The 12,422-nt window shown below is 36.0% G+C and carries 14 protein-coding genes; 7 read left to right on the top strand and 7 right to left on the bottom strand.

Annotated elements, in window-relative coordinates; genetic code table 11:
* Positions 1–7 precede the first annotated feature (7 nt).
* The 4 genes from queA to hemW are packed head-to-tail and all read right to left on the bottom strand — an operon-like array spanning position 8 to position 3,372.
* Positions 8–1,045 (bottom strand): tRNA preQ1(34) S-adenosylmethionine ribosyltransferase-isomerase QueA, encoded by a 1,038-nt coding sequence (gene queA / locus M0Q20_RS05385; RefSeq protein WP_295059147.1) that lies wholly within the window; start codon positions 1,043–1,045, stop codon positions 8–10.
* Complete coding sequence (gene tatC, locus M0Q20_RS05390; protein WP_295059160.1) at positions 1,038–1,850, bottom strand: twin-arginine translocase subunit TatC; 813 nt, start codon at positions 1,848–1,850, stop codon at positions 1,038–1,040. The genes queA and tatC overlap by 8 nt, the downstream gene beginning before the upstream one ends.
* The gene (gene tatB, locus M0Q20_RS05395; protein WP_295059148.1) at positions 1,843–2,265 is read right to left on the bottom strand and encodes a Sec-independent protein translocase protein TatB; all 423 of its coding nucleotides are present in this window, start codon (positions 2,263–2,265) and stop codon (positions 1,843–1,845) included. Before tatB ends, tatC begins: the two co-directional genes overlap by 8 nt.
* Positions 2,266–2,319: 54 nt before the next feature.
* On the bottom strand, positions 2,320–3,372 hold the full coding sequence (hemW, locus tag M0Q20_RS05400; RefSeq protein ID WP_295059149.1) for a radical SAM family heme chaperone HemW: 1,053 nt from the start codon (positions 3,370–3,372) through the stop codon (positions 2,320–2,322).
* Positions 3,373–3,509: 137 nt separating this feature from the next.
* On the opposite strand from hemW, the gene M0Q20_RS05405 reads away from it, so the two are divergent.
* Complete coding sequence (locus tag M0Q20_RS05405) at positions 3,510–4,868, top strand: EAL domain-containing protein (protein WP_295059150.1); 1,359 nt, start codon at positions 3,510–3,512, stop codon at positions 4,866–4,868.
* A gap of 22 nt (positions 4,869–4,890) precedes the next feature.
* On the opposite strand, the gene M0Q20_RS05410 is transcribed toward M0Q20_RS05405, so the two are convergent.
* Both M0Q20_RS05410 and M0Q20_RS05415 read right to left on the bottom strand, forming a co-directional pair.
* A complete protein-coding gene (locus M0Q20_RS05410; RefSeq protein ID WP_295059151.1) occupies positions 4,891–6,006 on the bottom strand; it encodes a methyl-accepting chemotaxis protein in 1,116 nt (371 codons plus the stop codon).
* A gap of 11 nt (positions 6,007–6,017) precedes the next feature.
* Positions 6,018–6,401, bottom strand: coding sequence for a PAS domain-containing protein (locus M0Q20_RS05415; protein ID WP_295059152.1), 384 nt, complete (start codon positions 6,399–6,401; stop codon positions 6,018–6,020).
* Between the two features lie 253 nt (positions 6,402–6,654).
* Between M0Q20_RS05415 and M0Q20_RS05420 the strand changes: the two genes are divergently transcribed.
* From M0Q20_RS05420 to M0Q20_RS05445, 6 genes are read left to right on the top strand one after another with little or no spacing between them, the layout of a single operon-like run.
* Complete coding sequence (locus tag M0Q20_RS05420) at positions 6,655–7,125, top strand: RNA pyrophosphohydrolase (protein ID WP_295059153.1); 471 nt, start codon at positions 6,655–6,657, stop codon at positions 7,123–7,125.
* A complete protein-coding gene (locus tag M0Q20_RS05425; protein WP_295059154.1) occupies positions 7,126–8,337 on the top strand; it encodes an aspartate kinase in 1,212 nt (403 codons plus the stop codon).
* Between the two features lie 40 nt (positions 8,338–8,377).
* The gene (locus M0Q20_RS05430; protein WP_295059155.1) at positions 8,378–8,935 is read left to right on the top strand and encodes a HobA family DNA replication regulator; all 558 of its coding nucleotides are present in this window, start codon (positions 8,378–8,380) and stop codon (positions 8,933–8,935) included.
* Entirely contained in the window at positions 8,922–9,548 is a 627-nt protein-coding gene (locus M0Q20_RS05435) for a DNA polymerase III subunit delta' (protein ID WP_295059156.1), read from the top strand. The genes M0Q20_RS05430 and M0Q20_RS05435 overlap by 14 nt, the downstream gene beginning before the upstream one ends.
* Positions 9,538–10,680, top strand: a complete 1,143-nt coding sequence (folP, locus tag M0Q20_RS05440; protein WP_295059157.1) for a dihydropteroate synthase — start codon at positions 9,538–9,540, stop codon at positions 10,678–10,680. The genes M0Q20_RS05435 and folP overlap by 11 nt, the downstream gene beginning before the upstream one ends.
* Before the next feature lie 25 nt (positions 10,681–10,705).
* The gene (locus M0Q20_RS05445; protein WP_295059158.1) at positions 10,706–12,034 is read left to right on the top strand and encodes a GGDEF domain-containing protein; all 1,329 of its coding nucleotides are present in this window, start codon (positions 10,706–10,708) and stop codon (positions 12,032–12,034) included.
* Between the two features lie 53 nt (positions 12,035–12,087).
* On the opposite strand, the gene M0Q20_RS05450 is transcribed toward M0Q20_RS05445, so the two are convergent.
* Positions 12,088–12,422 (bottom strand): Hsp70 family protein (locus M0Q20_RS05450; RefSeq protein WP_295059159.1); only part of this gene is annotated, 335 nt, incomplete at its 5' end.

The raw sequence follows: 12,422 nt of genomic DNA on the forward strand, positions 1-12,422 counted from the left end.
AGAGAACTTACAAGATAAGCATAGCGTCGCCGTAGGAGTAGAATCTATACTCATTCTCAATTGCCGCTTTGTATAGTTCTTGAGTTTTCTCTAAGCCCACAAAGGATGCGACAAGCATAAGAAGCGTTGACTTTGGAAGATGAAAGTTGGTAAGCAGATGATTTACTCTAAGCGGTCTGTTGTTTGGATGCAAAAATAGATTTGCTTCCCCTTTTTGTGTCTTGCTTCTTGCATAAAACTCTATTGTCCTTGTAGAGGTTGTTCCGACACTCAAAAGAGGGATACCGGAGTCTATTATTTTTTTGGCACTATCTGAGATAGCATAATACTCTGAGTGCATAGGATGCTCTGTAATGGTGTCGCACTCAATCGGTTTAAACGTGCCACTTCCTACATGCAGAGTTACAAAGGCATGAACAAAGTTTTTGCATACTCTCTCATGCTGCTCTTTTGTAAAATGAAGAGATGCGGTTGGAGCTGCAACTGCACCCTCTTTTTTAGCAAATACGCTCTGGTACTCGCTCTCATCCTCTCTGTTATCTTCTCTTTGTATATATGGAGGGAGCGGAACATGCCCAATTTTGTCTAGAATTGGAAGAAGTTCTTCAAAACGTAAAAGCCTTCCGTTACTAAAAAAGTTTACTACTCTACTTCCATCATCTAGCAGCTCTTTTACCTCCGCTACTAAATCCTCTTTAAAATCTTTTGTAAAAAGTATCTTTAGAGCAGTTTTTACTTTTCCTCTTATATATACATTTATGTCATGAGCATTAATGGCTCTGTTTAGAAGAAGCTCAATCTTTCCACCACTCTCTTTTTTGCCAAAAAGCCTCGCTTTTATAACTTTAGTATCATTAAATATAAGTGCACAATTTTGTGGAATAAATTTCTCTAAGTCAGAAAATTTAACATGAGAAATCTTATCTTTTTCTCTATCGTAGACAAGAAGTTTTGCACTATCTCTAGGAGTTGTTGGATGTGTAGCTATGAGCTTCTTAGGAAGAGTAAAGTCATAGCTTGAGGTTAAAAGCTCTCTGTTATTCACTATCTTTGTTTATCGCTTTTATCTCATCTAGTAGATTAATATCCTCATCATCCTCTTCTTCCTCAAGCGGAGGAGCAGGGTTGACCATTTTAACAATTAAGATAGAGACTCCATAGAGTATCACAAGAGGTCCTGCCATGAGAAGCTGTGTTAGGACATCGGGAGGAGTAAGAAGTGCTGCTATTATAAATATAAGTACAACAGCGTACTTAAAAAACTCTCTCATCTGCCTATCATCAACCATTCCTAAAAGCGCTAAAAAGTAGGCAAAAACTGGAAGCTCAAATGCTATTCCAAAGCCAAACATAATTTTTGTGAAAAAGCCTACATATGCCTCTATATTTATAAGTGGAGTAAACTTGAAGCTACCAAAAGTAATAAGAAAGTCAAAACCAAAAGGGGTAACTATATAGTATGCAAATAAAACCCCAACAGTAAACATCGTAGTTCCGCCAAGAATAAAAGGGATAACCATCTTTTTTTCATTAGCATAAAGAGCCGGTGCTACAAATGCCCATATTTGGCTAAGAATAATCGGCAAAGCTCCAAGAATTGCAGCAAAAAAGGAGACTTTTAGAGCTACGAAGAATGCCCCGCCTACTTGGGTTGTAGTTACCATTCCATCGGCCGCATGAAGTGACTTTTTGCCGACTTCAAGCAGAGCTACGTTTAAGGGCTCAACAATCCACGCTAAAAGCGCCTCATGAAAGTAAAACATAACAAAAAACATAACTATCAGAGAAGCTACTGAAATAGCAAGCCTTTTTCTAAGCTCTATTAAGTGTGGTTTTATCTCATCAAACATTTTTGCCATCTTCTTCTATTTTATCTGCACTTTGGCTCTTTTTCTTCTTAGCCAATGTTACCTCTTGTCGGTTCTCTTGGGGTTGCTCTTTTTTTGCTCCGTCAAAAAGCTCCTCATACGTAAAAGAGTCATCCTCTAAAGTTGTAAGTTTTGCTGCCATTTTTTTAATATCGGTTGCACTCTTTACTTGAGTTGATGCATCCTGAAGCTCTTTTTTATATGCTAAAGCCTCATCTTTCATGCTCTTAACATTTATCTCTTCTTCAAATGATTGCTTCATGTTGCTGATAGTATTTTTTGTATTTCTAAAAAATTTTGCTATCTCAACCATAGTGCTTGGAAGTTTATCAGGACCAAGGAATAAGATGGCCATAACAGCAATAATAAGTATCTCAGTAAAACCCATACCAAACATAAAAAATCCTCAAAATAATTATAAAGAGAAGATTCTATCTAAAGAATAATTAAATTATGATATAAAAAGGGCAATCTCATCTGCTAAAAGGTACTCTTTATTATAAAAAGTATCATTTTTAGTTATTAACTTTCTCTCTTGTACTAAAAATTCAGCTTTTTTTATCTCATTTGGATTTAGTATATTTTTAGGCACTCCGATAGATGAGCGTAAGCCTAAGAATATCTGCTCTACTCTTTTTTCATTTTGCTCTAGAAATTCTGTTTTTATATCTAGTGGGTTTTTAATATAGTTCTCAATATCAGTTGTCGGATAGTATCTCTGCATACCGAGTTTGCCGACAGCCCCGCTTCCTAAGCCTATGTAATCTTTGTAACTCCAGTAACCAAGATTGTGTGTGCTCTTATATCTGCCAAAGTTACTTATCTCATACTGCTCAAATCCAAAATCGGCAATCTCCTTAAATAACCATGAGGTAAGCTTTAATCTCTCATTTGACATATGCGGCTTACTCTCAAAGGGTGTACCCTCTTCAATGGTTAAGGCATAGGCACTTAGATGGTTTATTGGCAAGGAGAAGGCGGTTTGTAAATCACTCTCTAAAAGCTCTTTTGTGTCGCCTAGCGTTGCATATATAAGATCAAGTGAGATGTTTTCAAATCCAACTTTTTTTGCATTTAAGAGTGCCTCTTTTGCTTGAGTAGCGCTGTGTGCACGATTTAGAAGTTTTAGTTTTGTATCATTAAAACTCTGCACGCCAAAGCTTATTCGATTGACTCCGAGTTTGCGCATCCCCTCAAGCCACGCTTGTGTTGCACTGTTTGGATTTGCTTCACTAGTTATCTCAATATCTTCTTTTAGATATGGACGTAAACTTTCAAAGATTTTTTCATAAAGTTTTGGTTCAACGGTAGATGGGGTTCCGCCTCCGATAAAAACAGACTCTATCTCTTTTGAGGAGATTTTAAACCTCTCTAGCTCAAATGAAAGCTGTTTCTCAAGAGCGAGCATGTAGTGCTCCTTTAGATGAAACTTATCTACATAGGAGTTAAATGCGCAGTAGTAACATTTAGAGTCACAAAAGGGGATATGTATATAAAGTAGCAAATTTTTCTCCAAATCTATAGGAGGAATTATAGCTATATTTTCTCTTTACTCCATTTTAATTAACATAAATTAAAGAATTGTGCGTTAAAGTAACATAAAATATTTTTATGCTTAAGATGAAGGGTTGTGTCTTAGAGATGAATGAAATACAGAGCCATATGCTACTTATATCAGATTTATACAATAGTTGTGATGATAAGCAAAAAGACTCTATTATAGCTGACTTAAAAGCTATTTTAAGCTCTCAAGATAGAGCTGATTCTAATTTAAACCCAAACAGAATAGATACGCTTACGGGTCTGCTAAATAGAGACTCTTTAATAAGAGATATCTCTTTGCTTCAAGACGAAGCAATGTTGGTAATATTGCATATAAATCAGATAGAAGCTATAAAGCAGCTCTATGGTTTTAGTATGGTTGAGGAGATAATCTTAAACAAAGCGCAGAGTCTAAAAGAGCTTGTTAAAGATAGTGATGTTTTTTTATACAGCATAAATTTTCAGAAGTTTGCTCTGTTGGTAAAAAATAGAAAACTCTTCGATAAGTACATCTCAATTTTAAAATTTTCAATTTTTAACAATATTGATAGTTTTACATACTCTAGCAGCACGGGAACAGAGATAATGTCTGATTTTACTGCAGGAATATCTTGTGGAACAGAGCATCTCCATCATGAAGCAAATGTGGCTCTTCAAGAGGCAATGCTCTCGAAACTAAGTCACAAGATATATGATAGAAACCCCGAATATATTCGTTTGAAAAAATCGACACTAGATAAGTATCAAGTTTATAAAGATGCTCTTCATAACGGTTATATAGTTCCATATTTTCAACCCATTATAGACACAAGAGACGGTTCGGTAATGAAGTACGAAGCTTTGGCAAGACTTCAGCTTCCGGATGGAAGAGTTATTGCACCAAATGATTTTTTAGATACTGCAAAAGAGGATAAAACTTTTGAATTTTTTACAAGACAGATGATGCAAAAAGTTTTTAATATATATGACAAAACTTATGTGGAGATATCTATTAACTTAACGTATGAAAATATAAAATCTCAAAGTATGCAGGAGTATATAAAAAACAGACTGCAGAAGTACGGCGGCGATAGAATTACGTTTGAAATAGTTGAGACAGAAGAGATAGAAGATTATGAAGTAGTAGAGAGATTTATTTCAATGATCAAAGAGCATGGGTGTAAAATATCAATAGATGATTTTGGAAGCGGATACTCTAACTTTACAAACTTAATAAAACTAAATATTGATTTTATTAAAATTGACGGCATGCTTATAACAAAACTGCTGTGTGATGAGAAGGTAAGGCTTATGGTCAAGGGACTTGTAGAGTTTGCAAAAAATATAAAGATTAAAACAGTTGCGGAGTTTGTCTGTTCACAGGAGATATCTGAGTGCGTAAAAGAGCTCGGAGTAGACTATTTTCAAGGCTACTACCATGGAGAGCCAAAAGATGCAAAGTTTTACGGACTTGTATAAACTTTAGCGCTCTTTTGGAGCTCTATTTTGAGAGATTGCTTAAGGTATCTATAATTTCATCCATTTTATCGCTAATTAGACCGACTTCACTTGATATATCATTGACATCGCTTGCATTTTTGTTAAGCGCATCAGAGCTATCAGAGATAGATTGAATTAAAACATTAGTAGTTGCAGAGGTCTCGGCGAGACTCTTTTGAGTCCTCTCTGCAAGCTTACGAACCTCATCTGCAACGACAGCAAATCCGCGTCCATGTTCACCTGCTCGTGCCGCTTCAATTGCAGCGTTTAGCGCCAAGAGGTTGGTCTGCTCTGCAATATCACCTATTGTTGCCAATATTGTTTTTGTTTCATTTGCGTTTACAACCAGTGTTTGAAGACTCTCTACCATATCATTCTCTTTGTGAGCGATATTGTGAATCCTCTCAACTGCATTGCCTATCATCTCTTTTAGCTCTTTGATTGTAGTGTTTGTGATTGTTGAAATAGTTTCATTGAGTCTGTTTGAGGAGTCAACTATTGTTTTTTGACTCTCCTGATTTTTCTGCTCCATGCTCTCAAGAGACTCTCCAAGAGCATTTATGTTATTTAGCAAGTCTGCCATTTTTGCCTCTACATTTATTTCGCTTCTTGTAGAAAAAGAGCCTTCAGAGAACTTCTGTAGTGTTGCTATAGCGTTGTCTATATTTTTCTCTGAGGCGATAAGCATATTATTAAGGCTATTTCTAAGAACATGAACATACGGGGTCTTTGAATCAGAACCGATTCTGCAAGAGTAGTGCCCTTTAGCAACCTTGTCTGTAAGCAGAACCATCTCTCCGGCAACTTTTGTATCATCTAATACAGACTTTTGATAGGTTGTTACTATCTTGTTGAAGTTTTTTTCAGCTTCATCGGTTGTATTTTCATCTACTTGAATTTTATTTCTTTTAAACTCCATCATCTCAATTAGCTCTAATCTTTTTTTGTTTAAAACCTGAGACTCGTTACTGCTGTTTTGCATGTTAAATATCAACGTAATTGTCATAGTGATAACTGCTAGCAACAGATGTACTATGTTTGATTCTACCAAAAAGAGTGAGCCTATTAAGGTTGAAAAAGCTACGATAATGACTATATTTTTTAACTTATTATTCATTTTAAAATTTCCTATCTTAATGTTTTGTAGAGAGCCTCGGCCTCTTCTATCTCTTGTTGTGATGCTTTTCTTCTACATGAGAGGTATGTCTGCTCTTTTCTAGTTATATCATACATAGGGTAGACAGTTGCAAAAACCCAGTAAAATCCGCCGCCTTTAGCCCTGTTTTTTACATATCCTGACCAGATTTTATCGTTTTTTATAGCATCCCATAAATCTTTAAATGCAGCTTTTGGCATATCCTTGTGGCGGACAATATTGTGCGGTTTTCCTACTAGTTCATCAATGCTGTAACCGGAAATTGCACAAAAATCATCATTAGCAAAAATTATAATGCCTTTTGCATCTGTTTGAGAAACTAAAAAATCATCATTTTTTAAAACATACTCTTTCATTGCTTGCCTTTTCTTAATTTTGTCATAAAGCTGACATAACTGTAACGAAATATAAGTTAATCGTAGATAAAGAGCTTATAATTCTTTTCATATTTGCTTATAATGTCTTTATATTAAAAATTGTTTTATTAGTAGTTTTGTCGATTTGGATATGCATATCATATAGTAAATTAGTTTATTTTAATAGCATATTTTGTATAATCGCACCAATATAACAACTAAGAGCTTTTGAAGCTGCTTGCTAAGTGAAATAATGAGAAAAAAAGATTTATATCGTCCCAATGTTGCTATGATAATAGTCTCAAGTTTCTATCCACAGAAAAAAGAGATTTTTTTAGCACATAGAAATGATTTAAAAAATGTTTGGCAGTTTCCCCAAGGCGGTATAGATGAGGGTGAAGAGGTAAGGGAGGCTCTTTTTAGGGAGCTTTTAGAGGAGATAGGTACTGATAGCGTAGAGATAATTGCAGAGTTTCCTGAATGGATATCTTACGATTTTCCCTCTAGAATTGCCGAGAATATGAAACCTTTTATTGGACAAAAGCAGAAATATTTTTTAGTCAAACTACAAGAAGAAGCGGTAATAAATATAAATACGCAAGAGCCTGAGTTTAGTGATTACAAATTTGTATCAACAGAGGAAGCTCTAAATTTGAGTGCTAGTTTTAAAAAAGATGTTTATGAGAGTGTTATAAGTTATTTTAAAAAAGAGGGATTGTTGTAGATGTTGATAGTTCAAAAGTTCGGCGGAACAAGTGTTGGTGACTTAGATCGCATTCAAAATGTAGCAAAACGTGTAAGTGCTGTAAAAAAAGCAGGAAACGATGTTATTGTCGTTGTATCTGCTATGAGCGGTGAAACAAATAAGCTTCTCTCATATGCGGAGCACTTCTCAAAAGCTCCTGTAAAAGCTGAGATGGATATGTTGTTAAGCTCCGGCGAGAGAGTAACGGCTTCACTTCTGGCAATAGCACTTAGTGAACTGGGGCATAATGCGGTCTCTATGACAGGCAGAAAAGCCGGTATTGTAACTAATAATATTCACACGAAAGCTAGAATCGAAGAGATTAATCCGCTTATCATGCAAGAGGCTATTAAAGAGGGAAAAATTATTGTAGTTGCAGGTTTTCAAGGGGTATCGCAAGATGGAAACGTAACTACATTAGGACGTGGCGGAAGCGACCTCTCTGCAGTCGCAATTGCAGGAGCGCTAAAGGCTGATTTGTGTGAGATTTATACGGATGTCAGTGGGATATTTACGACAGATCCTAGAATTGAGCCAAAAGCAAAAAAGCTTGATATGATTTCGTATGATGAGATGCTAGAGCTTGCCTCTTTGGGTGCGAAAGTGCTTCAAAATCGTTCGGTAGAGTTGGCAAAGAAGTTAAATGTAAATCTAGTAACAAGAACAAGCTTCTCAGATGAAGAGGGAACATTAATAACTAAGGAAGAAAATATTATGGAAAAACCGTTAGTAAGTGGAATCGCACTTGATAAAAATCAAGCTCGTATATCTTTAGTAGGTGTAAAAGATAGACCTGGAATAGCATCTGATATATTCACTAAGCTCTCAAACAACAATGTTAATGTTGACATGATAATTCAAAATGTCGGGCATGACGGTAGAGCAAACATAGACTTTACTGTTCCCGTAAATGATATAGATGATGCAAAGGAAGTTGTGGAGACATTTGTTAAAGAGTCTGAAATTGATAAAGTCTCTTATGATGAGAATATCTGCAAAGTCTCAATAGTCGGAGTAGGTATGAAGTCTCACACAGGAGTTGCCGCAAAAGCATTCTCAATGATGGCAAAAGAGAATATAAATATAAATATGATTTCAACATCAGAGATAAAAGTCTCTATGGTTATAGATGAGAAGTATGCAGAGTTGGCAGTTAGAAGCCTTCATGCGGCATACGAATTAGATAAGTAATGTATAACCATATTTTCGCCAGAGGCGAAGTTTTAGTGGTATGAGAAATATGTCTGATTTTGCGCAGTGGAGCTTGGATGCTATAAGAGAAGAGGGCGGCTGTTTTAGCTGGCTTGAAGAGCAGAGATTTGATTGGACGACTACAACTGCGCAAGCACTTGAGCAGATACTTGAGGGCAAAACAATTATCTTGATAACTGATGAGAGGAGAAGGTGGCTAGAGACATATATCCTTGATAATTTAAACAACACCAAGATGGATCGCCCTCTACTTCCTATAATTAGCATAGATAGCATGTATAAACATTATAATAACGTAAGTGGCGGAGAGATGCTTGATGTTATTGAGGATATGGTATCTTTAGCACACAGAGATGACTACTTCTATTGGTATATAGGAAAAGGTGAAGATAAAAGAGCAGATCTTGCAAAGAGAAGAGATACTAGTTATTTTTGGGTTTTTGATGAAGATTATATTAATGCATTTAACCTGAAATCTTATGATAAACAACTAGATATAAAACTTCTTCAACTATATAACCTCTTTAACGCATCTTTAAATGCAGCTATGTTTGGAGAAGTAGATGTCGGTTCATGATAGCAAAAAGAGCTATATCCTAATTTCAACAGATATAGAGTCAGAGTTTAATAGAGTAAAAGATGAGCTAAAACCAAACAGAGTTGTTGGTTTTATAGAAGATGAGTTTAAGATTGAACATGCAAAAGCCGTTGTTGCAGAGGCATATATTAGTGAATCAGAGACAAAATATATAATTCTAGGAGCGAATAGTTTCAACACAATATCCCAAAACGCACTTTTAAAACTTTTAGAAGAGCCTCCTAAAAATATAGAGCTTATAATTATATCCCCAAATAAATCAAACCTACTCCCTACCGTACGCTCAAGAATGCCGATTGTAAAGGGCGAAAAAACAGCTCTAATTACAGAGATTAACCTTAATTTGTCTCGTATAAACTATGAAGAGGTTTTTGAGTTTTTAAAAACAAACGCAAGAGTAAAAAAGAGTGAGGCAAAGACGATTGTAGAGGGGTTGTACTATAAGGCGACCGTCATTGAAAAACTAGCACTGAGCTCTTTTACGCTTCAAAATTTTGATAAAGCCTACAGATTGTTAGAGCTAAACTCAAGACCTCAGAGTGTTTTGGCAATGTTAGTTATGAGTTTTGCGGGAGAAAAAAATGCAAATTGAACTTTTATCAAATAGTATAGATAAACATAAATATTTAAAAAAGCTCGGTGTAGATAGCGGCGGCATAGCCATCTTAGCATCAAAAGCAACACACCATACCATCTATATTAGAAGCCTACATGTAGGTGCGGCAAATATTTTAAAACAAGATGCCATCAGTGTTGGAGCAGATTTGGCTGTTCCGCGCGGAACAGTTACTGCGATGAGCTCGCATGTTGATTGTATATTGATAGCCACGTCAAGACAGCTGCTAGCACTTAGCAAGAAAGAGTTGGCGCAGCCGTTTGGATTAAAAGAGGTGGCAAAGAAGCTTCAAGAGATATTGAAGATTAGGAGAGCTGAGCGGGTTGAGGTAATGGGAATTATCAATGCAAATGAGGATAGTTTCTTTCCTGAATCAAGATTTAGTGCAAATGAAGTTGTTGAAGCTGTAGAGAAGATGATAGATGATGGTGCTGACATTATAGATATTGGAGTAGTTTCATCCGCCCCAAATGCTTTGCATGTAGGAAAGGATGAGGAGCTTGCAAGAGTAAAGCCTGTACTTGAAGCTATAAAAAAAGCAAGACTCTATAATAAGATAAAGTTTAGCATAGATAGCTATGAGCCTGAGGTAATAACATGTGCTCTAAAGAGTGGATTTGAGATTGTAAACGATATCACAGGGCTTGCAAATGATGAGATCTCAAAGCTTTGTGCAAGTAATAACTCTATGGCAGTAATTATGCATATGCAGGGGAGTCCCCAAACAATGCAAAATGAGCCAAAGTACGAAAATATCTTAAGCGATATATACTCATTTTTTGAGCAAAGAGTAGCAAGAGCAGAGTTTTTAAACGTTAAACATATAGCGCTTGATGTCGGAATTGGGTTTGGTAAAACTGTTGAAGACAATCTTATGCTTATAAAGCATTTAGGACATTTTTCAACACTCGGCAAGCCTCTGCTTGTAGGTGTCTCAAGAAAATCAATGATAGATAAAATTTCTCCGTCATCAGCGCAGGAGAGATTGGCCGGAACACTAGCACTAAATCTAGAGGCTGTAAAAAACGGAGCTTCAATAATACGTGTTCATGACGTCAAAGAGCATGTGCAGGCACTAAAGATATATGAGGCATTAAATAGGGTATAAAAAATAGGGGGGGGGGAGACAAGCTATGGTATTTCCAAAAGTAGGAAATATAGCAACGACTTCGGTCGTTACGATAGGAATTAACAGCTCAATATCTGATGCTGTAAAAAAGATGTTTAGCAGTGAGCATAGAAATATAGTAGTCACTGAGGGAAACACTTTTCGCATAATGAGAGTAACTGATATTTTAAATATGAAAGCAAGAGGCGTAAATCTTGAGAGCTCTTTAAAGGATAGTAATTTGCCGGTAATTCCGGTAGTAAATAAAGAGAAAACAGTCTTATATACAATGGAGTATTTAAACTCTGAAACAGAGTATGTGTGTGCGGTAAAGGATGACGGTTCACTATATGGGTTAATCTCTCATACAGACATTATAAGCAGTATAGATCCCGATACCTTGATGGACAACTTCTGTCTTGTTGACTTTTTAAAACTAGGAAAAAGGTCAAAGTGGATAAAGAAAGATTTAAAAACAGCAGAGTTGCTTTGTGAAATGGCAAAAGATTCATTTGAGAGCGTAATAGTTGTAGAGGATTTAAAACCCATAGGTATATTTACTACCAAAGATGTTATTAGGGTTGTTGAAAAAAATGAAGATTTGAATCTGCCTATTAGTAGATATATGTCCTCTCCTGTTGAGACAATAGGAAAGAACTCATCTGTTAAAGAGGCTATAGAGTTTTTAAAAAAGAAGCACTACAAGAGAGTAATAGTTGTAAATGATGACGGCAAAATGTCCGGTGTTGTCTCGCAAAAAGAGCTTATCGCTACTACATACTCAAGATGGGCAGCATTAACAAAAGAGTACCAAAAAGAGCTAGATGACATAAATAGCGCGCTTATAAGTAAAAATATTAAGTATGAGGAGATGGCATCGAGAGACCCTCTGACAAACCTCTATAATAGATATAAATTTTTAAAACTTTATGAATCATCCCATAAAACAATGCTTGAGAGAGATAATGATATGTCCCTGATTATGGTTGATATAGATTACTTTAAAAAGATAAATGATACGTATGGGCATAATGTCGGTGATAGGGTTATAGTAGAAGTTTCAAAAACATTACAAGATAGTTTGAGAAACATAGATATGGTTTGTAGATGGGGTGGGGAGGAGTTTGTTATTCTTCTGCCTGCCGTAAATATAGACAATACTCTTTTAATTGCAGAGAAACTAAGAAGCAATATAGAGAGGCTTAGAGTAGAGGGTGCCAATGAAGTAACCGCAAGCTTTGGGGTCTCAAGTGTTAAGAGAGATGATGATATAAGTAGTGTTGTAAATAGAGCAGATGTTGCGCTATATTTGGCAAAATCCTCTGGAAGGAACTGTGTAAAAAAAGCAGATTAAAAAATTATTTTTAGATTTGGTTTGCGCACACTTAGCGCAAACCCATATAGAGACTATTCGATTTCAGCGTCAATGACATCTTCGTCATTTTTCTTCTTCTTAGTATCAGCCTCACCGCCTGCTTCATCGCCTTGCTCTTTTTTGTACATCTGCTCAGCCATTTTGTGACTCGCTTCCGTTAGAGCTTTTACTTTTTCTTCGATTTGCTCTTTTGTAGCATTTTCATCTTTTAGCGTATCTTTAAGTTCGGTTATAGCCGACTCTATTTTTGCTTTCTCTTCAGCTTCAATCTTATCGCCCATCTCATTTAGAGACTTCTCAGTTTGAGCAATAAGTGCATCTGCTTGATTTTTAAGCTCAACTAGCTCTTTTCTTGCAGAGTCTTCTG

It is taken from the genome of Sulfurimonas sp., from assembly GCF_023229025.1.
Lineage (GTDB): Bacteria > Campylobacterota > Campylobacteria > Campylobacterales > Sulfurimonadaceae > Sulfurimonas.

Coding starts and splice junctions, on each gene's coding strand:
- M0Q20_RS05410 (WP_295059151.1), bottom strand. CDS start 6,006: ATGAATAATAAGTTAAAAAATATAGTCATTATCGTAGCTTTTTCAACC.
- M0Q20_RS05420 (WP_295059153.1), top strand. CDS start 6,655: ATGAGAAAAAAAGATTTATATCGTCCCAATGTTGCTATGATAATAGTC.
- tatB (WP_295059148.1), bottom strand. CDS start 2,265: ATGTTTGGTATGGGTTTTACTGAGATACTTATTATTGCTGTTATGGCC.
- M0Q20_RS05425 (WP_295059154.1), top strand. CDS start 7,126: ATGTTGATAGTTCAAAAGTTCGGCGGAACAAGTGTTGGTGACTTAGAT.
- tatC (WP_295059160.1), bottom strand. CDS start 1,850: ATGTTTGATGAGATAAAACCACACTTAATAGAGCTTAGAAAAAGGCTT.
- M0Q20_RS05430 (WP_295059155.1), top strand. CDS start 8,378: ATGAGAAATATGTCTGATTTTGCGCAGTGGAGCTTGGATGCTATAAGA.
- M0Q20_RS05415 (WP_295059152.1), bottom strand. CDS start 6,401: ATGAAAGAGTATGTTTTAAAAAATGATGATTTTTTAGTTTCTCAAACA.
- folP (WP_295059157.1), top strand. CDS start 9,538: ATGCAAATTGAACTTTTATCAAATAGTATAGATAAACATAAATATTTA.
- M0Q20_RS05405 (WP_295059150.1), top strand. CDS start 3,510: ATGAATGAAATACAGAGCCATATGCTACTTATATCAGATTTATACAAT.
- M0Q20_RS05445 (WP_295059158.1), top strand. CDS start 10,706: ATGGTATTTCCAAAAGTAGGAAATATAGCAACGACTTCGGTCGTTACG.
- M0Q20_RS05435 (WP_295059156.1), top strand. CDS start 8,922: ATGTCGGTTCATGATAGCAAAAAGAGCTATATCCTAATTTCAACAGAT.